This window comes from Neobacillus sp. S1227, assembly GCF_055385255.1.
In genome coordinates this window covers 3222317-3245965 of the sequence record NZ_AP038276.1, presented here as the reverse complement: position 1 = coordinate 3245965, position 23649 = coordinate 3222317, and the positions used below count along the sequence as shown (strand labels likewise).

The following is a 23649-nucleotide window of genomic DNA, read 5'->3' as shown; positions in this document are numbered from 1 at the left end:
CTATGTTACAAGTAGAAAACTTAACGATTGGTTATGGAAAAACTGAAGTAGTACACAATATCTCTTTTCATGTGAAAAAAGGAGAGATAATTACCATTTTGGGTGCAAACGGTGCAGGAAAAAGTACGATCCTCAACACCATTGTTGGTCTGCATCAAGCAAAACAAGGGAGCATTCGTTTTCAGGATAAGGAAATATCCAAAAATCGGCCTGATCAACTGGTTCGGAGAGGGATTCGGTTAGTGCCGGAGGGGAGGCAGATATTCCCTCAACATTCTGTTCTGGAAAATATTCTTTTAGGCGCGTACATTGAAAAGAATGCTAAGAAAGTCCAGACACGACTGCAATCTATTTTTGAACGTTTTCCACGGCTCGAGGAGAGAAAAAATCAGATGGGAGGAACTCTTTCTGGAGGCGAGCAGCAAATGCTGGCTATTGCACGAGCCTTAATGACGGACCCCTCATTGTTAATTCTTGATGAGCCTTCACTTGGACTTGCTCCAATCATTGTAGGAGAAGTCTTTGACCTTTTAAAGGAAATTAGTTCTTCAGGTGTCACAGTGCTATTAGTAGAGCAGATGGCAAATAGTGCCTTAAAAATTTCCGATCGGGCCTACGTCCTAGAAACCGGCCGGATTGTTCTTGAGGGCAGGGGAGAAGAAATAAGGAATAACTCAGATATTGCAAAAGCATATCTGGGAAATGTTTAAATGTTCAGAGCATTTACAATATAAACCTGAATTAATATAATGAACAAAAATATAAAAATTTACCACAAAGGTGATTACGTAAATGACTCTTAATATGTTAAATATACTTTGGCTTGCTAAAAGTGAATATCCAGCAGGCAGCAGTCTTACTCCTCATAAACATGATTACTATCAAATTTACTATGTTATTAGTGGAGAAGGAGATTTTATTGTAGGGAATGAATCCGTGAAAATGGGCCGGGGGATGTATCTTTTTACAAGACCAAATGATATCCATGGCATTTCCAACACAAGCGATGTAGATGGAAATCCGTTGCGAATGTTGGAAGTAAAGTATGTTGTGTTTGATAACGAGCTTGAAGAAAGTCTAAATCAGATACCGATTGTGTGCCAGGGAACAGATAATATTGAAGAAATGCTGGCGCTGGTCTTTAAAGAAGGAATTGATACCCTTCCTTGGTATTTAGAAATAGCAACGCATACATTTATTGCTGTGCTATACTACATGATTAGATTTCAGAAAATTGAGGTATCGGCAAATCCCAAAAAGTCTAAAGTGGTAGATCAAATTAAAGATAATATTCAAGAAAATTATAGAAATGAAATTTCTTTGGACCATTTAGCAAAGTTTGTTGGGCACAGCAAAAATTATATTTGTAAAACATTTAAAGAAAATTCTGGTATGACCATCAATCTATATCTCAATAAAGTGCGAATTGATAAAGCTGCGGAGTTACTGCTTAACACCGATTACGATGTAGCAGAGATTGGTAGAGAGGTAGGATACAATAATATTTTTCATTTCATCAAGACGTTTAAGAAAATTGTCGGTACTTCACCAGGGAACTTCCGTAAAAATGAACTCACTGGCAACGCACTCGTGAGTTCTAAAGTAAAGGCGATTGCAACCATTCCAACTCAACAGACAAGGCATGATATATAGCTATATTTAAAGAAATATATTAATGAATGAGGTGAAATTTATGACTGTTCTATCTGGAGTAAGAGTTTTGGATTTAACCCATTATATTGCAGGACCTTTTTGCTGCCAAATGCTTGCTGATTATGGTGCTGATGTCATTAAGATTGAACGGCTGGAAGGGGAGGTTGGAAGAACTTCTTCCCCGATGCATGATGATGTCAGTTTGTATTTTGCCTCAGAGAATCGGAATAAAAGAGGGCTTTCATTAGATTTGAAAAGTGTGAAGGGTAAAGAGATTCTTCACCGCTTAGTAGAAACGTCAGACGTTTTAGTTACCAATTATGGTTCCAATGTACCCGAAAAATTAGGTTTTAGCTATGAAACTATTTCCGCTATAAATCCGAAAATTAGCATGGTACATATTACTGGATTCGGAGCAACCGGCCCTTATCGGGATTACGCGGCTTATGATGGTGTCATTCAGTCAATGAGCGGTTTAGCAGAATTAACTGGACATCCAGATGGACCGCCAACCTATGTTGGAACTTTTATTGCCGATCACATTGCAGGTTTGCAAGCAACTTTAGGGACAATGTTAGCCTTGTTTCATAAAGAAAAAACTGGAAAAGGCCGCTTCGTGGATATTAGTATGCTTGATGGTATGGTTTCTTTATTAGGGTTTAGCGTGGCGGAAGCCAAGTTGCATGGAATCAATCAACAAAGGTGGGGGATGAGTGATCGTTTTCAATATTCGAAAGCATTCCCTACCAATGATGGGTTTGTATTTTTAGGAGCCTATATTAATGCACCAGAGAAAAAGTGGATAGAATTAGCTAAATTAATTGGCAAAAATGAATGGGGTCAAAGTGATTCGCCATTCTTGAGGGAAGAAGAAAGATTTAAAAACAGAGAAATAGTGGATAATACGATTGCGAATTGGACGATGAAACATACAAAAGAGGAAGCTTTTCAACTTTTACAACAAGCGGGTATTGCCAGCAGTCCAGTCAATAATTTAGAGGATGTCATCAATGATCCTCAAATCCACCAAAGAGAAATGATTCGAACTTTAACGATGGGAGATGTTGAAGTTCCGGTTCCCGGCGCTGCGATTAAGATTTCAGGAAAACCCGTACAAGAGTTTACCGTTCCTCCAGCTTTAGGTGAACATTCAGAGGAAATTTTAGGACAGTTGGGGTTTTCCGAGAAAGAAATAGAGGATTTTATCGCAAACTATATCATTGGATTTGAAACGAATAATTATAGTCATAGGGAACTGAGTTTAAAATTATAATATTAATCAGTAGGATATGCGGATTGTCTTGGGAGAATGAGAGGGGGAAATTATGAAACTTGAAGGAAAAGTTGCCATAATAACTGGTGGCGCTGGCGGCCTTGGAAAAGAAACTGGTTTGTTATTTGCTAGAGAAGGTGCACATGTTGTAGTGGCTGACTATAATCTAAGTTTAGCGGAAGAAATAGCAAAAGAGATTGACGGTATTGGATTGGGTGTAGATGTTTCAGCACGTGATCAAGTGGATAGGATGGTCAATGAGGTTATTGAACAATTTGGGAGAATTGATATCTTAATAAATAATGCTGGTATTACAATGGACTCTACTCTTGTAAAAATGACACAGGAGCAATGGGATCAGGTTATATCCATTAATCAAACTGGTGTTTTTCATTGTACGCAAGCTGTTGTACCTCATATGATGAAAGAGGGATACGGCAGGATTATCAATACTAGTAGTATAGTAGGAAGAATGGGTAATTTTGGTCAGACTAATTATGCTGCCACGAAAGCAGCTGTTATTGCGATGACTCAAACTTGGGCAAAAGAGCTTGGTCAAAAAGGAATTAATGTAAATGCTGTTGCTCCAGGCTTTATCATGACCCCTATGACAGAAAAGATGCCCGAAAAAGTTCTAAATGGAATGAGAGAGAAGGTATCACTTCAACGGCTAGGCACACCGAGAGATGTTGCCAATACTTATTTATTCTTGGCTAGCGAGGATTCCAGCTATATCAATGGAGCAGTTATACCGGTAGACGGAGGTCTTTCTATATAATAAGTACCATAAGTGAAGTAGGAATAAGATTACTTTAGGAGTTGGAACTTAATATAAGTAAGGTCGTTTGAGAGAAGAACCAAAACGCGACATTCATTCCGGATAGATGCTATAGATGAACTGAAGCACTTTTAAAAACAGGAGACTAACCGCAAAAAGTTGTTGAATGACTGCTCTTAAGGGGCAGTTTTTTAATTTATTTTTGGTTAGGTTTTCTACTAACGTGTCGGGGTTACCCCTTTAATCTTGGCCTATTTATATTATTTCTTGGAAATGGAATCACATTAATAACGAGGTACTTGCCCTAAATTTTTTTCTCCTGTAACCAAAATTTCGGTTTTACCAAATTTGGTAGATGTAAATTTCCTGATTCTGCTAGAATATAAATAAATCTTACATTTACTAAAAGGTGCTTTATTCAATGCTCCCATAAAGGTAATCATTCGAAGCAGGTGACCAAATGCTAAATCTTACATATTTTCAATCGCTATTTAACGAGGACAACACAGAAATTCGCTGCCGGAAGGTGCTTGACGAAATTTCACCGGTTGTAAAACCAATTTTTCAACAATTTGTAGAAAAAATCGGGATTTCAATTGGGAATGAGTACATAATCAGAAGCTATGATACGACGCTTACCACGACCTATCATGATGCTCGGAACCCAACTTATGCCGAGAAGAAAAAGGAATCGGATATTGGCCGAAAACACTATATTAAACTGAATCGGAAAGTGGATGACAAGGAGTACAATTTCCTTACCCTTGAACTTGATGGGATCAGCAGAATGTTGTTGATCCATTCTGAACTCAATTTCATCCCGTTTTGGGCATGGGTTCGGAACGAAAAAATTCAAGGTGTCCTGGAGGCGATTCCGTCCGATTATTCTATTTTTACGGGGTGGAAGGAAAAGTCGGTGATCCCTAAAGAGGAGTTTGTTCCGTTTGTCAAAAGCTGTATTAAACCAAGGAAACGTCCGTGGTTTCAGATTGGGACGAGTCTTCCATTGGAAGGGAACTTGGAAGAGGAATCCCTGATTGCCGAGCTTGTGACCGCTTGGGAAAAGCTTGGTCCATTCCGAAGTTTTTATCATGAAGAAATTGATGTTTCAAACAAAGCATATGATGCCCTGATGCTCTTGGCTGCGACCCGAAACATAAAGGAGACGCAATTGCTGGGCCGTACCTATTCTGTCGATATCGGGCCATTGGAAGATCAAAAACATGGAAAACGCCAGCCTTTTAATATCTATGATGGCGAACAAATGCTGACAAAGGGGTATATCAGCTATCTTGACTATAGTGATAAAGATTCGCCATTCCAGACGATTATCGTGCAGTTGGAAGGTCATAATCATATTTTCACTAGCGCCAGAGCCATCATTGGGGACGGCACGATAGAGTGGTGGATTACCAAGTTATTCGCGTCACAAATCGCTGACAACACAAAGGTGATGGCCAATGCGATGCGATTGTTGAATGAGCATCATATTCAGGTTAAAGGAAGTTCCTATTTTGTGGGGAGCTTCAACAATGAAACACAATCATTTGTGGAAGGGGGAGAAAAGGTTAAGAAAACGTTTATTGATGCTGGCCTCATCTTTGCTCATGTTAAAGGGAAGCTGGAATTGCGGTCTGATGCTCCAACTGCCGAAATTGAAGAAGAGGTCCACCACGAGGAAGAACAGGGGGTGGAACCGAACTTTACGTTCAGTGAAATCATCAACTCGATTTCCAACAGTCAATTTACATTTTCCCATGACATTATTCGTGACTTACATTTGAATTTGACTGCTTTGGATGATAAGCATTTTGTTCTGTTAAGCGGGATTTCCGGGACAGGGAAAACCCAGCTTTGCCGCTTATATGCCAATGCTGTTTATGGTCTGGAGTATGAGAGTGAGAATCCGTATTTTACGATTATCCCTGTCCGGCCCGATTGGACGGACGCGACTGCTCTGTTCGGTTATTATAGTTCTTTTGAAAAACGCTATGTCAAAACGGAGTTCCTCCAGGTTCTGCTGCATGCGTTAAAAGCGCGGGATAAGCCGCATTTTATTTTACTGGACGAAATGAACTTGGCCCGTGTGGAATATTACCTGAGTGATTACCTAAGTGCAGTTGAATCCAGAAAAGAAATTCCGCTGCATCAGGATGATCAGATTATAGATATTCCGAAGAAACTGGTGGTTCCGCCGAATGTCTATGTGCTGGGAACCATTAATGTTGACGAAACCACCCATTCCATCTCTGATAAAGTCTTGGACCGGGCCTTTGTCATGACGCTTTCTGATGTTGATTTTGATTCGTATTGGGAGAGAGTCGATCAGGATCTAAAAAGTGCGCTTACGAAAGAGTTTACGATTTTACGGGAGTTGCATTGCACTTTATCCGTTTATGAGCTGCATTTTGGCTATCGTTCGATGGGGGAAATGCTGCAAAAACTATATGCCAATCATCAGCTTCCTGAGGAGTATCAACTGGATGGGATGGAGGCATTGGATCGGGTGATATCTGAAAAAGTATTAACAAAGGTCCGGGGGGATGAGCGGATTTCTGATATGCTGGCCAACCTGGAGGAGTGGCTGGCCATGAATCTAGGTACTTCTTCTATCTCGCTTCGGCACGTGAAACGGATGAATAAGGAGCTGGAGTATTATGGCGCAACCCAATTCTGGCGCTAATCTTCTTGAGCTTTTTGATAAGCAGCAAGGCTGGATTCCGTTTTTCGATGCGTACCTTAGAGAAGCAACTGAATATAAGCTGCGTTTTCACGGAGCTCAAATAGATGTGAGGTTTCAGGGGATTCCAATCCCATTTTTTCAAAAAGAGGGGAAAGGCTTTGCCACTCTTATAACGCCTTTTCAATCTGGCTCCGTTCAGGTTTTTATAAATGGTCAAGAATTTGATACTTTTGTTTATCCGGACGACCGGAAACTGACGGAAGATCAGTTCAACCTGATGCTGGAAGAAATACTCTGTGAGGCGAATAGCTGCTTCCAGCTTAGCGGGTTGACGACCAGTGTGAATGTATCAGGGCGAAACCGTGATATCACTTGGACACAATGGAGTTATTTGGATCGATCCTTTCATAGTTTGAAGCACATTTTTTCAAAAATTGAAAAGCAGCCGCTTCGCCGTTTGGACAAATATACGATGATGATGAAACGAGAAAAGGTCCAGCATTCGGAACAAGTTACTTTAAGGTGGTTGGATCTGCAGGGGCACGGCGATGAGATTCCTGGTACGGTTCAGAACATGAAGACTTTAGAAACTCGAAACCTATACGAAAACCAGGTGCTAAAGCAGCAGTTGCAGGATTTGTATCGTCTTCTCCGTATGTATGAAATGGTTGAACATGAAGAGGTTGCGCACAAAGCGTTGAAGTATAAAGGGATTGTCCAACGCTGGCTGAACAGTTCTTTTATGAATGAAGTCATAGCAAACAAAGGTCCTTATACGATTACGCAAAAATTTCGTAAGCATCCCGTTTACCGCTTGTGGTATCAATGGTTTGACCAGCTTTATAAGCATAACCGCGAGGGCATCGGCTATGATTACCCGATTTCATTAAAAGACACGTTTCAATTGTATGAAATGTGGTGCATTATGAAGGTGGTCAGGATTCTGAGGGAAGCTAATCTTGTGCGTGATACGGGTGGACTGTACCGGCTGACGAAGGATGGCATTTTTCTGAATCTGGCCGAGAATAAGGAAAGTAAAATTCAATTGGTGGGCGGCGTGAGCCTGTACTACCAACGGGCCTATCAGTCCAACTCACAAACTTTCCATACATATACGCAAAAAATGATTCCTGATATTGTTCTGGAAGGAGAAAACGGTATGATCGTGTTCGATCCCAAATATCGGGTTCCGGACAATCTTGGTACGGCACTGGGGGAAATGCATAAATACCGCGATGGTATTCTTAAAAGGGACACAGGTGAGAGGGCTGTTCAGGAGGTCTATATCCTGACACCTACAAAAGATGAAGTGTCCGAAGGGATGAGATATTTCCATCAGGATTACCATGATCAGTTTGGTATGGGTGCTATTCGGGTGATGCCTGGGGAAGAAGATGAGATGATTCGAATGAAGATTGTGGAAAGTGTTGTTCGCCTGTACAAGGATGCGGTTTATTAGAGTAGGTTTTCGTGCTGTCGAATTCACATTTGACCCAAAGCCACAATAAGAAGGTAACGGATTCACTTTTAGGGTGCAAAAAGGGATAAAACAGGTCAATTCACTACTGCCCCGTTTGCAAATTTTTCCACCCCTAAATTCCCAGGGCAAATCACGAATGTGTTTGACGACTGAAATATGTTTAATAGTGCAATTAGGGTAGCCAATCGAGGCTATTGGCTACCGTAATTAGTGAACAAGGTTATTTTGAGTAGCCAATGGAGGTTATAAGCGACCGTTATTAAGGAACCAAAGTACCTTAGGTAGCCATTGAAGGCGATTGGCGACTTTAATTGAGGTACAAGAGTAATTAGGGTAGCCAATGAAGGCTATTGTCGACTGTAATCGAGGTACAAGAGCAATTAGGGTAGCCAATGGAGGTTATAAGCGACTGTAATGGATGAACAAAAGAACTTTGTGTAGCCAATGAAAGGCTATTGACGACTGTAATTGAGGTACAAGAGCAATTAGGGTAGCCAATGAAGGCTATTGTCGACTTTAATTGAGGTACAAGAGCAATTAGGGTAGCCAATGAAGGCGATTGGCGACTTTAATTGAGGTACAAGAGTAATTAGGGTAGCCAATGAAGGCTATTGTCGACTGTAATCGAGGTACAAGAGCATTTTGGGTAGCCAATAGAGGCGATTGGCTACTGTAATTGAAGAACCAGGTTATTTTGGGTACCCAATGGAGGTTATAAGCGACCGCAATACAGGAACAAAAGTACTTTGGGTAGCCAATAGAGACTATTGGCTACCGTAATTGGAGAACAAGAGTATTTTAAGTAGCTAATAGGTAATTTTGGTTACTAAAATATGAATAATATTAAAAAAACTGCCACAATAAAACTTCCTTTTAATTCACATTAATAATCGCACCAACTCGAGTACACTCAATTAATTATTTCACCATTTATAATAACTTGCTTATTTAGGATATAAAAATGAAATAAAAACCGCACTGGGTCTTGAATTAGACTTCTAGCCGTTCGTTTATTAAAATAACTTAAAGTATATGGGGAGAAAATATTGACACAAAACGAAGACTAATGATATCATAAAATTTTTGATAAATAAGACAGAGTGTGTTATCCTATAAAGGGTACAATATTGAATGATTAGTTTCTTAAGTTTTTTTCCAGCGTTATCCAGTTCCTTCAACTCATATTTTTAATGCTCCTCTTTATTTCCTTATATTCGATTATTTCTTATTTTCTCCGCACAAATCGATATTTTCAGAATGAGTTAATTAAAGTAATTTTTTGAGTTTACAATCCTGATTCACACTGGCACGGTCTAGGAGCCGTAAGGATGAAAGAGAGGTAGGGCTTTCATTGTTTTAGGTATAAAGGTTCATTTTTAATGGAATAACATCGGGTCAATCTATGGTTGATTTTTCAAAACAATTTTATTGCCAAAAAAGCAGTTTTTTGACAAATTGGAGGGATCTCTTTTGAACAAAACAAAATTAATAAATGAAGTATCAGAGAAGTCAGAGCTATCTAGGAAAGAAGCAGAATCTGCTGTAGAGGCTGTATTCGATTTCATCACACAATCACTAGTAAGCGGCGATTCTTTTGCACTTTCAGGGTTTGGTAAATTTGAAGTTTGTCAACGTGAAACTCGTACTCGTATCGACCCTAAAACGGGGGAAGAATCAATCATTCAAGCAGGCAAAGTTCCTGTTTTTCGGGCAAGTAAGTCATTACGACAGCAAATATAGGTTTAATGGTTATCCCAATTTAAGATGTGCTATGTTTTAAGAAAATTAGCATTTGTTCCTTAAACTTCCCTTCTTGGATGGCTTCATATTAAATAAACTGAATAAGCTTTCATCTATCTAGGTAAAATATAATTATTCCAGGAATAAATAAAATTCTTGGTGGTGTTATAATCATTCAACAATTGTGTGCATTTTACACAATAGGAGGCAGCAAAATTGGAAAAAGGTAGAGTAAAATGGTTTAACAGCGAAAAGGGTTTCGGATTCATTGAACGTGAAGGCGGAGAAGACGTATTTGTTCATTTTTCAGCTATCCAAAGTGAAGGCTATAAATCATTAGAAGAAGGTCAAGAAGTTACATTTGACGTAGAGCAAGGCCAACGTGGACCACAAGCATCAAACGTTCACAAAGCCTAATGATAAGAAGGACGAATAAGGAGGCTGACCCAAAAGGTCGTTGAATTACGACTTTTTGGGTTGGTTTTTTATTTTCAATTTATTTTTGGGGTATTTTTCAGTTGATTGGAGCCGCTTGGAGCGGGAATCAACAGAAAAAATTTAATGGAGCCATACATAAAAAAGGGGCTGGCCTTAAAAGTGACACTTTTTTGGGACTGCCTCTTTTTTAAAATGTAAAAAAACCCCACTCACGAATGTGAGCAGGGTACATGTAAACGGTAAATCAAATGGTAAACTCAGTGTAGCATACTATGTCAAAATTACCTAATTTGAAATAGGATGAATGAAAAATTGGCTCTTTTCATTTACTTTTAATAAAATCTTTAAATGTCATTTGAAAAACGAAACCTACAAAATCAGGGTACCTCAATTTACCGTGCGATTGTAAAAATCAACATAGACGTGCATTCAATCAAGGAGTTTAGTTCAACCTAAAAAATAGTAAACACATAGAAGGAGTTTTGATATGACAACATTTCATGAAATGGGTATTCGTGAGCCTATTCAAAGAGCGATTACAGATATGGGATTCGAAGAAGCATCTCCTATTCAAGAGAAAGCAATTCCCGTAGCTTTAACGGGGAAGGATATTATTGGTCAAGCACAAACGGGTACCGGGAAGACAGCTGCCTTCGCCATACCGATCTTGGAGAAGGTGGATACAAGTAAAAAATATGTTCAGGCAATTGCAATCGCACCGACAAGGGAATTGGCTATTCAGGTTTCTGAAGAAATCAATCGGCTTGCGAAATATATGGGTATAACTTCTCTTCCTATTTATGGAGGCCAGTCGATAGATCGCCAAATTAAGGCATTAAAAAAGGGGCCTCACATTATTACGGGAACACCTGGGAGACTTTTGGACCATATTCAACGGAAAACGCTAAAGTTAGACCGCATCTCTGTGGTGGTTTTGGATGAAGCGGATGAAATGTTAGATATGGGCTTTCTTGAGGATATCGAACGAATCCTTAAAGAGACCCCTGAAGAAAAACAAACCTTGCTGTTCTCCGCAACCATGCCCAAACCGATTCAAAATCTTGCGGAAAAGTTTATGAGGGATCCAGAGCTCATAAGGATGAAAGCCAAGGAAGTTACCGCTCCAACTGTAAAGCAAATTTATTATGAGGTTAAGGAACGGGATAAATTTGATGTGCTTTGCCGTCTGTTAGACGTGGATAACCCAGAATTAGCGGTTATTTTTGGAAGAACAAAAAGACGCGTGGATGAATTAAGTGACGCATTGAATAAAAGAGGATATCTTGCTGATGGATTGCACGGAGATTTAAATCAACGACAGCGAGATGTTGTGATGAATAAATTTCGTGAGGGAAATATTGATATTTTAGTTGCGACCGATGTGGCTGCAAGGGGTATTGATGTTTCAGGGGTTACCCACGTCTACAATTTTGACATTCCTCAAGACCCGGAAAGTTATGTTCACCGAATTGGCAGAACGGGGAGAGCTGGTAAGACGGGGTTAGCGATTACATTTGCAACACCGAGGGAAACCGGACAAATCCGCAGTATTGAAAAAGCCTCTAAAGGAAATATCCAGCGTAAATCAATACCGACGGTAGCAGAGGCAAGGGAGTCTATACAGCAAGCCGCAGTAGAAAAGATGATTCAAATGGTTGAAGAGGAGCAGTACACACAGTTTAAACGCGCAGCAGGGGAATTGCTTGATCAGTACGATTCTATCGCGTTAGTTTCAGTTGCCTTGAAATTGTTGTCAAAGGAACAGAAGGATATTCCCGTTCAGTTAACTTCCGAGACGCCGCGATATGCCAGTAAGCCTAATACAAAAGGCCAAGAGAAATCAAGGAGACCCGCTAAAGGGAAAATGGAATTTGGGGGGAAAGGGGGATATAGCAATCGTAAGAAAACTTCCATGTCCTCTCGAAAGAAGAAAGCGTAATAAAATGAATACGGGAAGGATGTTATCAATCGATTAAAAAAAGCGCAGATATAATTAAAACGGGTTTACTTTAGAGGTGCAAACATTGTAAAACACATATGAAAACGCACTAGAATTCACGGTATAATTCATAGTGCGTTTTTTATTGATTTATCAACGTTTTGGTAAATTTTATGACTTCATTCACATAGAAAATCACAAGGTATGAAATAATTATTGGAGGATGTGTGAATTATTTGTTATTTAGTTGATTGAGTAATTAGTGATATCTAAAATAAACGGAGATTTTCCGGTTATTCTGAAAAAAGCGATCATTTCGGGGTAAATAAGCGGAGGTTTTTCGCTTAAGCAAAGCAAAATCCTCCATTTTCACGTTTTTCGAGTCAATAGGCGAAATTTTTACGTCTATTTATGCTATTTTCAATGCTAATTCTTAAATAAGGGAAATTTCTCCGCTTATTGATCAAACTCACTTTCCCGTCAGATAAACTAGGTACAACTTACGATGCTTAGTTAGTAAAGAAAAAGCTAAAATAGGCTTAGAGATATTTGCATCTCTAAGCTTTTTGACTGTGAAATATCTTGTGAATTACACTGCCATTTGCTGTTTTGCACCTCACAAGTAAACCCGTTAATATAACTAGGGTACAAAATACACAAGTAGTGCATAAAAACTTGCATAATTTTGGCTCTTTAATCTTATCTTTTATTATGTGAAAGCACCCTTTGAACAAGAAACATTACTCTAAATACTCATCACTTAGGCTTGGATTTAAATACCTTGCCATTCCAGTTTTCAGCTTTTTTAATCCAAGTTTTCGATAAAATCCTTCATTGCCAGTTGTTGATATCAAATGTACACAAGAAACATTACTTAGCTTATCAAGTAAAAACTCCATAATCTTTTTAGCTATTCCTTGCCCTTGAAAATTTCGATGAACCACTACATCATAAATTGCGGCATTAAAAACGCCATCTGTCATCCCTCTGCCAATCCCAATAATTCTTCCATTGACCTTAACTAAGGCTACAACATTACTTGCTTCGAATACTTTTCTAATTATCTCTTTTGTATGCTTTGTCCACCCAACTGAAGCATAAATTTGCTTTATTTCATCAAGATTTGCATTGGTGAAATCACTATGAATTTCTATATCCATATAAATACTCCCCCTAAAATTTCAGTGTTTATTCTAAAACTAAATTGTCCGTTAGACAAACAGGAAAAGCTGTCAAAATGACAGCTCTGCTCATAAATTCTTGCCCCCGTAAGCTTACATACATGATGCAGCGAAGGTCAATAAGGATGCGAAGCATTTCTAAAAAGTCAGTTGCCTTTGACTTTAAGGTTAGCCCTTTTATTTGATTAGTTAATTAGTTATAAACGAGTTTAATCATGATAATACGATGCCAACAATAGTTACAGATATTGGTAATTTGATATTTCAAGCAAAGATAGTCTTCATGCTGATCCCCATTTACCACCCAAAAATTCTTAGCGTAACCACAATTGTAAATTAAGATTGAACAATAATATCATTAATAAAAAAAGAACACCGATAACAATGAAACTTACAATTAATGTTTTGTTTTTTGATGGTTCTATTTGGTTTGTTTTAATTTCTTCATCCATTATACGAAGCAGTAGAACACTTATAAAAAAATTTATCATGTCTATAAAGTAAACTATTAATTCGGCGGAAAGTGGTGAAAGCATAACTCCTAACATGGCCCCCATCATACCACCCATTACCCCCGCTGAAAGTCCGTCTAATGATGCCATTAATGAGATTGGCCTTCCAGTAACATATCCCACAACCATTCCTATTGATACAGAAATAATGGTAGGTATGGCTAAATCCTTATCCTGAATGGAAATCCCTAAAAAAATGCCGATCGCAACACTCGTCATCATGGAGTTTGTCATAGCTGCAATCATACCAGTCATGGAAGAAAGAAATATACTTTTAGTGAAAGTGTAATATATAACGAGACTTGATAAAACAAAAATTAAAATAAAACTAGCCAAAATCAATATTTAGTACCTCCATTCCGCTCAAGTTGAGTTGTATCAATTCGAAAACGAAATGCTGATTAAAATGGCTCCTTTAATTAATAATTCGAACCCTAATGTATTTTTTACTATATATGACATTATGGCTTGAACTAATGATAAGTGCTGTTATTCTTTTGAGAAAAAATGTGATTTTATTGTTGTTTTTCACATAATATTCACATTTCCATCTTATATATTGTGAGATGATGTTTTAAACTATTGGTGAAGGAATTTTTATTCATCTGTAGGAGGTGCAAAATGTTACCTATTGAAAGGCAAAGAAAAATATTGAATTGGTTAAAAGAAGAAGGAACGCTCTCTATAACAGAATTAAGCGAGCGTTTTAATGTATCCGAAATGACTATTTATCGAGATATTAAGCCACTAATGAAGGAAAATAAGATTAATAAAACATCGCGTGGCATTTCTCTTGCGTCCATTGTAAATGTTTCTTCGAATACCTGTACGTATTGCTTAAAGGAATTAAATAATAGACATCCTGTCCAAATCATTACTCTTGATCAAAAAGTGGAACAATTATGCTGTCCACATTGTGGTTTATTAAGGTATCGGGATATTGAAACTAATGTTTCTCAAATCATATGCCGTGATTTTCTTCAGAATACAACGATTAGTGCTAAGTTGGCCTATTTTTTAATGGACACTGATTTTAATTTGAATTGCTGCCAACCCCAGGTACTAACGTTTGATTCTTTTAAATATGCCGAACAATTTCAAAAAGGCTTTGGAGGAGTGATTTTCCAATTTAGCCAGGCAGTTGATGAAATTGTGAAGAGAATGAATGGAGAAAGAGGTTGTGGGTGTCAAAAATAGGAAGGTAGTGACGGTTTGAATAGTAGAAAGAGCGTAAGCATAGCGATTTTATCCATATGTTTTATTCTATTTTCGTTTCCTTCTTTTATCTCGGCTCATGCTTACATAGTAAAATCCGCCCCTTCTGAAAACGAGGTCCTTAAACAATCTCCTCAAAACGTTTCCATTCAATTTGATGAGACGATTCAACCTATAAATAACTCGATTCAAGTTTTTGACAAAGAAGGCAAAAGGGTCGATCAGAAGGATGGACGTATTAACGCTAAAAATTCAACCATTTTGGAATGTGGATTAAAGCAAAACCTTCCAAATGGTACCTATAATATCCAATGGAAGATTGTATCCAGTGATGGACATCCAATTCAAGGGACTATTTCATTTCAAATAGGTTCAGACAGTAAAGCCCAAGATAGCTCCACAGTGGGTCAGGAGTCAAAAGGATACACACCGAAATGGGATCTTATTCTTATTCGCTGGGTGCAATATTTTAGTAACGCTTGTTATGTTGGTATTCTATTCTTTTTCCTATTGGTGATGCCAGGAGAACTTAAACAAAATGATTTTGTTAAAAATGCATTTAAAAGGACAGTAAAATTTTCTTTCTTCTTTTTATGTTTGAGTATTTTTTTAAGTTTACCATTAATGGCATCTATTCAATTGACCACATCTTGGAGTAACGTGTTAAACATTCAAACACTAAGGGATATGATAACCAATACAACGTTTGGAAAGACGTGGATGATTCAAGTCGATGGTTTGTTTTTCCTGGCAATTTGTACTTATCTTATTAGTGTTAAAAATAAAGCAATTGTTCTTTGGGTTTCTTTTATTCTTGGAATAGGTTTGTTATTCACAAAGGCTCAAACAAGTCATGCAGGTTCTTCAACAAATCCAATACTATCGGTTGGAATCGACTTTTTTCATTTACTAGCTGCATCGATATGGGTTGGAAGTTTATTGGTTTTGGCTGTTTTAATCCCATTAAGCAGGAAAATGGATACAAAGAATCTTTTTATGGAAATGATCAGACGTTTTTCCAAATGGGGAATCATGATGATTGTGGTTTTAACCTTTACAGGTGTTTTCGGAAGTTTTTCATATATTCCTAACCTTCGTTCTCTCGTTTATACCGATTATGGAAGGGTATTATCAGGAAAGGTTATTCTCCTTATTATCATGATTATGTTTGCAGTAATGAACTTTTATAAAGGAAGGCTCAAATCCAGAAAAGGAATATCGGCCTCTTTATGGGGAGAATTAGGTACGGGGATGATTGTGTTAATTCTTTCTGTTATGTTAACTAATTTACCAACCGCGATGGCTTCACCTGGACCAATAAAGGAAACAAAAACAGTGAATAATGGAAACAAAATTACATTTGAAGCTACTCCTAATGTTATAGGAGAAAATACCTTTGAATTATTTTTGAAAGATCGTAATGGTCAACCGATTAAAGATGTTGAACAGGTAACCCTTACATTCACCTCACTTGAGATGGATATGGGGGATGACACTAAAACATTAATGAAAGTCAAGGAAGGCGAATATAAAGCCAAGGGAATGAATTTCAATATGGCAGGGCGTTGGAAAGTTCATGTTCACGTACTGACTAAACAACTGGAATCTATTGATACAGACTTCAACGTTATGGTAGGGAGTCAATAGAATATATTTGAGGAGAAATGATCATGAAAAAAATAATGAAAAAGATAACATCAGTGTTTTTGCCAACCATTTTAGGATTATTTTTATTTTCGAGCGTTGCGAGCGCCCATGTGACCGTGGTTCCGAAAACATCCACTACGGGTGCATGGGAAACGTATACGGTTAAGGTTCCAGTTGAAAAGGAAGTTCCAACTACGAAAGTTACTTTAAAGACACCTGTTGGGGTTGAAATTATGTCATACCAACCAGTACCAGGGTGGACATATTCCGCTGATAAAGATGCATCCGGGAAAGTAAAGTCTATTACATTCGAGGCAACAGGAGAAGGTATACAATCTGGTCAATTCCAACAGTTTTCCTTTGTTGCGAAAAATCCCGATAAAGCCTCAGAAATAGCATGGGATGCATTCCAATATTATAAAGATGGCAGTATCGTGGAATGGACAGGGAATGAAGGTTCAGATTCGCCACATTCCATTACGAATATTGTAACTGGAACTGCAACGGATGATCATCATGATAAAGCTGGAATTGAAGACACTAAAAAGAATGAGGCAACAACGGACGTAGCTAATACAACAGACCCTGAAAAATCTAGTTCTCTTCCTATGATTTTCTCGATTGTTGCTGTTGTCCTATCATTAATTGCTGTTGTACTTGGATTCCGTAAAAGATAATCTATTACCAAAGTGACTTATTCATCTGCTGAATAAGTCACTTTTTTTGCACATCGTCCCATAAAGCGTATAAGCAATCCTAGTACCTCATAAAAATAAAATTTCATAGTTTTTTTAGTTCATCATTTAACTTCCGTGCTTGATTTTTGAAGTAAAGATAGAATGCAACCCAAAAGATCGTATAGACGACAATGGAAATTAAGAGTGTTAACAAAATATTTATCATATTAAATGGGATCCATCCGATCGTAAGCGCCAAGAGGAGGTAAAGGATCATAACGGTTAAAAAATGAAGAATGGTCTGATGGGAAAGTTTCAAATTTCTAATTTCAAAGTACAAAGGACTGACTGTAAAAAACCAGCCGCAGAGAATAGAACCTATGGAGTTTTTTAAAAATAATGGTCCATCTATCATTTCCATGCCACCGAAAAGGATATTTAAATTGGTGATTAAAACCGCAATAAAACCACCGAAAAAAATACCGATGAAACTACGGATTATAAAAGATTTCATTCTACTTTCCTCCTATTCAATTTTAGAACTTCTTTAATCACAGGGACATAGGTACGAGACACATATTCTTTCTTTCCTGATTTGAAGTAAACGCAGAGTGTCCCATTGAATGATGCTTCAAAGCGGCTCAATTGATTCAGATTGGCGATAACCGATTTAGACAGGCGGATAAATTTTTTAGAAGGGAGGATGGCCTCGAGCTCATATAATTTCTCTTTTAAAATAAAAGAATCTGTTTCCGTTACGGCAATAATATGATCGTTTTCAGTATGAAAATAGTGGACGTCATCCGGTTTGAGAATATGTTGCATTTCTCCCTTTTTTCCAACCAGGAATTGTTGCTCCCTTCCATAGATGAAGTCAATGAGTTCCTGTATATTTTGATCCAACTCAGGCCCTTCAATGGTAACTCTTATTTCTTTAAGTGCTTTGTCAATATTAAGGAAAAGTTTCAAATTTCAGACACCTCTTTTCACACTAAAGTATATTCGATTCAGCTCTCGATGTCTGTCAATAAATGTTCTGTTTATCCTCCTTTCATTAACTTTCTAATCAAATTGTATGATGAAATTCCTTTCAAGTCTGTATCATTCCAGTAAGTGGAATGGGGAAGAGGGTAACCTGTGGAAAATAGATGGTGACTTACATAAAAGGGAAACCATAACCCGTTAAACGAAAACAACAATTGTTGAGGAAGTTATAGAGAAAGATAAAAACCTTCAACTGTGAGATAAGTATTGTTACAGTATTTTTGGAAAAGTATTGCACCTAAAGTAACGCGGTCAAGAGTTGAAGATCCAGCTCCCAATATGATGGTTTTTTGTTATTGAACGATGCATTTTAATTAAAGAGGAATAAGTATCAGACACTACTAGAACCAAAGACGACTATGTTCATTTGTATGCCGACTTAATCGTAGATGAAGGCAATCCCACACCCACTCATCCCATTCGCGATTAGAGTAGTAAGGAAAGAGGTAACTTACCATTCGGCGTGTTCTAAGTTAAGTAGATATTGTGTGTTCTTATCAGCAAGTTTGTACCATACAAAAAACTCTCAAACGAATATTTTAAAATTAGATTAAAGTTCCTTTTTAATCTATAAAATTTGATATAAGGGAGTTTTTGAATAAAACTACGGAACGACTTTCTATACATCGGTGACTTCTCAGACAATACCGTGAAGGCTTTTGATGCAGAAACGGGGAGGTTCCTTGGCAGTTTTGTTGCTTCAGGCGACCAGGGCTTAAACGGTCCCACAGGACTTATCTTCGACCATGGAGGGAATCCCCTTGTTACTAACCAAAATGTGGATCCTCCTCCTCCTCCAGCACAACAAAATGGCGAGGTTTTGAAGTACAATGGACAAACTGGACAGTTTCTAAGAATCCTTGTACCACCAGACCAAAATGGACCGTTTGCTCCACGCGGCATCGTCCTGTCGAAACAAAATATACTGTTTGTGACCGACGTGGGTGATTTCGGCATACCTGGTGAAGTGAAGATGTATAATGGCTTCACTGGCGACTTTCTAGGCAACCTGGACCACACAGGCTTCAGCCCTTTCCACCCCCGCGCATTAGTATTCGGCCCTGACGGCTTGCTGTATGTCTCCGCGATTGACTTTATAGAACCGGGAATTATAGCTCCGGAAAAAGGCTGGGTGCTGCGCTTTGATACGAAAAACAAAAAATTACTTGATGTCTTCATTAGCAATAACGACGTAACAGATCTCCACCGACCTGAGGGCTTGGTGTTTGGTCCTGACGGCAACCTTTATATCACCAGTTTCCGTTTGAACGCCAATGACACCGACAAGATTCTGATTATCAACCGCCATACACGCAAACTTATCGACAAGATTGACCTTGATGCCGTCGGACAGCCCCGCGCCTTTGCGCAGGCACTTCTGTTCGGTCCCGAAGGAAAACTGTTTGTCCCTATTACAAGCAACGGTCCTGACACCGGTTCGGTGCGTCGATACAACGTCCATCATCATCATAAGACTTTCGATGTGTTTGTACCACCAGCATTATTGGGAGGATCATTAGGGTTGCCGTTCTATCTGACATTTGGCAATACAGACCCCGCCACACTAGATTACGAGGGTGACCGGGAAGAAAGTAGCGACCATCATCATCATAGTCACCATCATAACCATCATGATTTAAGTAGTGACGAGAGTAGTAGTTAGAATTTAAAAATCAAGGAAAGACCGTTGGTCAGGATAGTTTAACAAACTTAAAAGAAGCCAGTGGAGAACGACATCTGGCTTCTAGATTGTACAAAAAAAATTAAATTGGAGTCTTTATTTGACAAATTGGGTGCAAGAGGTGAAGAACTAGGATTGCTACTGCGGTCCTTTGTTATTCAGCTAACGGACAGGTTAATATAAAAAGGATTCTTGATTGAAAGTGAAGAATATTAAATAAAATCATCTAAAATTTTTAGAGGATAAATAAAAATATTATGATTCGGGTAGAGGTGAAAGTCGATTATCAATTATCTTTCATCATTCATCAAACATTATTAAATGTTGGGGAGGTGAAAATCGTTTTTAAGATTTCCTCACACTGAAAAAGGGGTTTCAGTAGAGAATAGGGAATATGAAAAAATAGGTTAAAATGCAGTTTGTACGACATTATGTTCATTTTGCATTTAGCTATTGACCAAAAAGGTTTAGGCAGTGTGCTATCGAGTCTATGTTATACTTAAAAGTTCTTGCCTTTCAGAATATACTAAAAAATAGTAGCTTTTAACGACAAGGAGTTGAGATTATGAAATTACTACTTACATCTGCAGGCATCAATAACAAAAGCATACATGACGCGCTGGTTGATATGCTGGACAAGCCAATCGCCGAATCCAACGCTCTGTGCATCCCCACAGCGATGTACGGACACCCCTGGGTCGGCCCCGGCGTCAAAGCCTGGGAGTTCATCAGCGGGAAAGAAGAGAATCCCATGGTCGACCTGGGCTGGAAGTCCGTCGGCGTGTTGGAGCTCACAGCGCTGCCAAGCATCGACAAGGACCGCTGGGTGCCGCTGGTCCGGGAGACGGACGTCCTGCTGGTTTCGGGCGGCGACGCCCTCTACCTGTGCCATTGGATGCGGCAATCCGGGCTGGCAGACCTCTTGCCGTCGCTGCACGCAGTCTATGTGGGAATGAGTGCTGGGAGCATGGTGATGGCACCTAACATCGGGGACTTCTTCGTTGGCTGGACTCCACCCAACGGTGGTGATGAAACGCTGGGACTTGTCGATTTTGCAATATTCCCGCATTTGGATCACGAGATGCTGCCGTATAACACGATGGTTAATGCAGAGAGATGGGCCGCCGGGATGCAGGGGGCGGCGTATGCAATTGATGATCAAACCGCCATCAAAGTGATCGACGGAGAGGTCGAAGTTGTCTCCGAAGGGCATTGGAAACTGTTTTCGCACTGATATTACTCCGCCGCTAGACATATCAAAAAACTTAAGCGAGATTCTTGTGATGAAAATATGATTTCACTTGACTGGGTCTTCGCTTCAACCAGCGTCAACAGATGAAGGCTGGGCATTGCTTGATAACTTTGGGTCAAAGAATCTTGATAATATAGGGAAACAGTAGAAGTGTTCTAATTCAAGGTAAAAGCAAAGTAAGACGTTAAACTGGTGTGCACCCAATTTAAGCTTTAATGAAATAGAAAGATATGCTAAACGGAGTCAGACAACACTGGTTTCGTTAGTTTTTGTAAAATCACCAGCACCACTTTTGTTTCCACATACACTCTGGATATGTGGAGTGTGGAAACACGTGGTTTTAATACATAGTTGGCTTGGTCAATAAAAACCCTTATTGAATTTTGAAAGAATAAAAAATGGTCAATCAGAAATATATTGCATTCTGGCTCACCTTATAATACGAGAGGGGCAGGGCAGCTGTACAAGTTTTAAATTTAATGGTTTTAAGTTATCAAGCATTTCTTTAATTTAGGAATGCTTTTTATTATTGCTCGAAACAAAGGCCTTGAATACAATAAAAATGTTATTGGAATTAATAAATATTTATTGTAAAACGATAAAAAGTATATTAAAATCAATATAATAATTATGTGAGGTGCTTATTATGGAAAAAGTAACTATATTGTTTTAAAAAACTGTTCTTTTTTAGGAGTGCCAGTTTTTGCTCTGTGCATCTTTAGTGCAGAAAACCAATATTTCAATTTTAGAGGAGGTATACAATGGACATTAACAATTTGATTATTGAAAATGTTGCTGACCCTCATGAGCTGGAGAGAATGTATAGAAAAGACCCAAAAGCTTTTAAAAATTTATTCTCACACGCATGGGAACAAAATCCTGATTCTCCGGTTCTTGGCGTTTGGTATGAACGATTGTATTTCAAAGAGAAGGCAAATAAAGTAAAATCTTCCTTGCTTCAAAAAGGCTTCTTTTTCATGGGCATTTTAGCCATTCTGTCCGGGATAAGCACTAGGATCATTTTCCATTTTGTCGAACAGGAAGCAATTGCTCCAATTAACCTAGCTTTTGGTATCATTCCATTTATTGCTGCCTATTTTGTTTACAATAATCCTCCGAAAAAAAGTGTTATTTTTTCCATTGCAGCGTTGTTCCTCATTTCTGGGTTTTATCTTAATATGCTGCCATTAAATTATAAAGACAGTATTATTCTTGCTTATATACATCTTCCCATACTCTTATGGGTATTGGCAGGGCTTGCATTTACAGGAAATCAATATTCAAAAGGCAGCGCAAGATTAGCCTATATTAAATTCAATTTGGAATTTGGGATTCTCTACGCTTGCATGGCGGTTAGCGGAATGGTGCTAGCAGCACTCACCATGAGGTTATTTAGCTTTATTGGCATGGAGATCGAAGACTTTTATTTTAGTAATGTCGTTTTATTTGGTGCTGCCGCTCTGGCTATTGTGGCTGCATACTTAGTATCCATGAATCTTAAACTTGCTAAGAATATTACACCCTATCTAGCTAAAATTTTTAGTCCGCTAGTCTTGGTCACCTTGTTGGTCTATCTTATAACGGTTATTTGGGTCGGAAAAAATCCATTCTTGGATCGCAATTTCCTAATCGCCTTTAACGGAATACTCCTTGGTGTATTGGCCGTTACCATCTTTTCCATTACCGAAAGCGACTCTGACGAGAGAAAGACCATATCAGATTATATCAATTTTGCCTTAATTGTTCTTGCGCTAATCATTGACAGTGTGGCTTTGTCAGCCATCGTGTTCAGACTTTCTTCTTATGGGATTACGCCTAATAGACTTGCCGTTTTAGGTGTCAACATACTTATCTGGGCAAATCTCATTTGGATTATGCTATCCTATATGCGTTTTCTGCAAAACAAATCCGGACTTTCAACTATCCAAGATGCCGTTACCAAGTATTTGCCGGTCTACGGACTTTGGGCAGCTTTCGTTACATTTACTTTTCCAATCCTTTTTAATTAGAAAGGATATGTTTATATAAAGAACATCTAATGTTCTATAATGAACAAAACCCTTATTGCCGATATTATGCAACTTTTATACAGAGTTGCATAATTATCGGCATTTTTCATTACTGATGTTAAAAAGAGGTTAAGCAATCTAGAAGACATAATAATATTGTTGCTGCTGGATTCTTTCAAATATATTCAGTTCATGTGCCACCGAAAAGGACTTCATGAAACGTATTTGAAAAGCTAAACTTGAAGTTTTTATGTTTGAGATTGTATAAATTAATAGTGAAAAGAGGTACTTACACTAAAGGGTGCAAGAGTTGAAGATAATGCTGCATTATTTTTGGAGGTAACTATTTTTAGGCTAAAATTTACTAAATGAACAAAATATCTGAAATGTTGGTGGTACCCTTTTGAATAAAAAATTTTTCTTTACAAACAATATGTTTGTATACTA

At 38.3% G+C, this 23649-nt stretch carries 19 protein-coding genes; 15 read left to right on the top strand and 4 right to left on the bottom strand.

All coding sequences use genetic code 11. The features are described 5' to 3' along the window. Positions 1–2 precede the first annotated feature (2 nt). The 9 genes from ACZ5AE_RS16240 to ACZ5AE_RS16200 all read left to right on the top strand — a co-directional run bounded on the left by ACZ5AE_RS16240 (position 3) and on the right by ACZ5AE_RS16200 (position 11984). Positions 3–710 (top strand): ABC transporter ATP-binding protein, encoded by a 708-nt coding sequence (locus ACZ5AE_RS16240; RefSeq protein ID WP_464565536.1) that lies wholly within the window; start codon positions 3–5, stop codon positions 708–710. 94 nt (positions 711–804) lie between these two features. Next, the gene (locus ACZ5AE_RS16235; protein WP_464565535.1) at positions 805–1653 is read left to right on the top strand and encodes an AraC family transcriptional regulator; all 849 of its coding nucleotides are present in this window, start codon (positions 805–807) and stop codon (positions 1651–1653) included. 22 nt (positions 1654–1675) lie between these two features. Beyond that, entirely contained in the window at positions 1676–2926 is a 1251-nt protein-coding gene (locus ACZ5AE_RS16230; RefSeq protein ID WP_464565533.1) for a CaiB/BaiF CoA transferase family protein, read from the top strand. Between the two features lie 52 nt (positions 2927–2978). Further along, positions 2979–3704: a beta-ketoacyl-ACP reductase gene (locus ACZ5AE_RS16225; protein ID WP_464565532.1), complete on the top strand. Its 726-nt coding sequence runs from the start codon at positions 2979–2981 to the stop codon at positions 3702–3704. A 460-nt stretch (positions 3705–4164) separates the two neighbouring features. After that, positions 4165–6387, top strand: coding sequence for an McrB family protein (locus ACZ5AE_RS16220; RefSeq protein WP_464565530.1), 2223 nt, complete (start codon positions 4165–4167; stop codon positions 6385–6387). Then, positions 6362–7846 carry a DUF2357 domain-containing protein gene (locus ACZ5AE_RS16215; protein ID WP_464565528.1) on the top strand — a complete coding sequence of 495 codons (1485 nt, stop codon included), beginning with the start codon at positions 6362–6364 and terminating at the stop codon, positions 7844–7846. The genes ACZ5AE_RS16220 and ACZ5AE_RS16215 overlap by 26 nt, the downstream gene beginning before the upstream one ends. 1491 nt (positions 7847–9337) lie before the next feature. Then, on the top strand, positions 9338–9607 hold the full coding sequence (locus tag ACZ5AE_RS16210; protein WP_464565526.1) for an HU family DNA-binding protein: 270 nt from the start codon (positions 9338–9340) through the stop codon (positions 9605–9607). 216 nt (positions 9608–9823) lie between these two features. Next, the gene (locus ACZ5AE_RS16205; protein ID WP_464565524.1) at positions 9824–10024 is read left to right on the top strand and encodes a cold-shock protein; all 201 of its coding nucleotides are present in this window, start codon (positions 9824–9826) and stop codon (positions 10022–10024) included. Positions 10025–10532: 508 nt separating this feature from the next. Continuing rightward, positions 10533–11984, top strand: coding sequence for a DEAD/DEAH box helicase (locus ACZ5AE_RS16200; RefSeq protein ID WP_464565522.1), 1452 nt, complete (start codon positions 10533–10535; stop codon positions 11982–11984). 740 nt (positions 11985–12724) lie between these two features. On the opposite strand, the gene ACZ5AE_RS16195 is transcribed toward ACZ5AE_RS16200, so the two are convergent. Both ACZ5AE_RS16195 and ACZ5AE_RS16190 read right to left on the bottom strand, forming a co-directional pair. Then, a complete protein-coding gene (locus ACZ5AE_RS16195; RefSeq protein WP_464565520.1) occupies positions 12725–13144 on the bottom strand; it encodes a GNAT family N-acetyltransferase in 420 nt (139 codons plus the stop codon). Positions 13145–13479: 335 nt separating this feature from the next. After that, positions 13480–14019: a hypothetical protein gene (locus ACZ5AE_RS16190; protein ID WP_464565518.1), complete on the bottom strand. Its 540-nt coding sequence runs from the start codon at positions 14017–14019 to the stop codon at positions 13480–13482. A 279-nt stretch (positions 14020–14298) separates the two neighbouring features. Here ACZ5AE_RS16190 and ACZ5AE_RS16185 point away from each other — a divergent pair, with 279 nt between their 5' ends. From ACZ5AE_RS16185 to ACZ5AE_RS16175, 3 genes are read left to right on the top strand one after another with little or no spacing between them, the layout of a single operon-like run. Then, a complete protein-coding gene (locus tag ACZ5AE_RS16185) occupies positions 14299–14874 on the top strand; it encodes a DeoR family transcriptional regulator (RefSeq protein ID WP_464565516.1) in 576 nt (191 codons plus the stop codon). Positions 14875–14889: 15 nt separating this feature from the next. After that, complete coding sequence (locus ACZ5AE_RS16180; protein WP_464565514.1) at positions 14890–16539, top strand: copper resistance CopC/CopD family protein; 1650 nt, start codon at positions 14890–14892, stop codon at positions 16537–16539. 23 nt (positions 16540–16562) lie between these two features. Next, a complete protein-coding gene (locus tag ACZ5AE_RS16175) occupies positions 16563–17216 on the top strand; it encodes a YcnI family copper-binding membrane protein (RefSeq protein WP_464565512.1) in 654 nt (217 codons plus the stop codon). Positions 17217–17319: 103 nt separating this feature from the next. On the opposite strand, the gene ACZ5AE_RS16170 is transcribed toward ACZ5AE_RS16175, so the two are convergent. Both ACZ5AE_RS16170 and ACZ5AE_RS16165 read right to left on the bottom strand, forming a co-directional pair. Next, on the bottom strand, positions 17320–17730 hold the full coding sequence (locus tag ACZ5AE_RS16170; RefSeq protein ID WP_464565511.1) for a DUF3021 domain-containing protein: 411 nt from the start codon (positions 17728–17730) through the stop codon (positions 17320–17322). Next, the gene (locus ACZ5AE_RS16165; RefSeq protein WP_464565509.1) at positions 17727–18185 is read right to left on the bottom strand and encodes a LytTR family DNA-binding domain-containing protein; all 459 of its coding nucleotides are present in this window, start codon (positions 18183–18185) and stop codon (positions 17727–17729) included. The genes ACZ5AE_RS16170 and ACZ5AE_RS16165 overlap by 4 nt, the downstream gene beginning before the upstream one ends. Before the next feature lie 724 nt (positions 18186–18909). Here ACZ5AE_RS16165 and ACZ5AE_RS16160 point away from each other — a divergent pair. From ACZ5AE_RS16160 to ACZ5AE_RS16150, 3 genes are all read left to right on the top strand, one after another. Further along, a complete protein-coding gene (locus tag ACZ5AE_RS16160; protein WP_464565507.1) occupies positions 18910–19923 on the top strand; it encodes an NHL repeat-containing protein in 1014 nt (337 codons plus the stop codon). Positions 19924–20506: 583 nt separating this feature from the next. After that, positions 20507–21175: a Type 1 glutamine amidotransferase-like domain-containing protein gene (locus ACZ5AE_RS16155; protein ID WP_464565505.1), complete on the top strand. Its 669-nt coding sequence runs from the start codon at positions 20507–20509 to the stop codon at positions 21173–21175. 779 nt (positions 21176–21954) lie between these two features. Further along, a complete protein-coding gene (locus ACZ5AE_RS16150; RefSeq protein ID WP_464565503.1) occupies positions 21955–23202 on the top strand; it encodes a DUF4153 domain-containing protein in 1248 nt (415 codons plus the stop codon). Positions 23203–23649 lie beyond the last annotated feature (447 nt).

Coding starts and splice junctions, on each gene's coding strand:
- ACZ5AE_RS16240 (WP_464565536.1), top strand. CDS start 3: ATGTTACAAGTAGAAAACTTAACGATTGGTTATGGAAAAACTGAAGTA.
- ACZ5AE_RS16235 (WP_464565535.1), top strand. CDS start 805: ATGTTAAATATACTTTGGCTTGCTAAAAGTGAATATCCAGCAGGCAGC.
- ACZ5AE_RS16230 (WP_464565533.1), top strand. CDS start 1,676: ATGAATGAGGTGAAATTTATGACTGTTCTATCTGGAGTAAGAGTTTTG.
- ACZ5AE_RS16225 (WP_464565532.1), top strand. CDS start 2,979: ATGAAACTTGAAGGAAAAGTTGCCATAATAACTGGTGGCGCTGGCGGC.
- ACZ5AE_RS16220 (WP_464565530.1), top strand. CDS start 4,165: ATGCTAAATCTTACATATTTTCAATCGCTATTTAACGAGGACAACACA.
- ACZ5AE_RS16215 (WP_464565528.1), top strand. CDS start 6,362: ATGGCGCAACCCAATTCTGGCGCTAATCTTCTTGAGCTTTTTGATAAG.
- ACZ5AE_RS16200 (WP_464565522.1), top strand. CDS start 10,533: ATGACAACATTTCATGAAATGGGTATTCGTGAGCCTATTCAAAGAGCG.
- ACZ5AE_RS16195 (WP_464565520.1), bottom strand. CDS start 13,144: ATGGATATAGAAATTCATAGTGATTTCACCAATGCAAATCTTGATGAA.
- ACZ5AE_RS16185 (WP_464565516.1), top strand. CDS start 14,299: ATGTTACCTATTGAAAGGCAAAGAAAAATATTGAATTGGTTAAAAGAA.
- ACZ5AE_RS16175 (WP_464565512.1), top strand. CDS start 16,563: ATGAAAAAAATAATGAAAAAGATAACATCAGTGTTTTTGCCAACCATT.
- ACZ5AE_RS16170 (WP_464565511.1), bottom strand. CDS start 17,730: ATGAAATCTTTTATAATCCGTAGTTTCATCGGTATTTTTTTCGGTGGT.
- ACZ5AE_RS16155 (WP_464565505.1), top strand. CDS start 20,507: ATGAAATTACTACTTACATCTGCAGGCATCAATAACAAAAGCATACAT.
- ACZ5AE_RS16150 (WP_464565503.1), top strand. CDS start 21,955: ATGGACATTAACAATTTGATTATTGAAAATGTTGCTGACCCTCATGAG.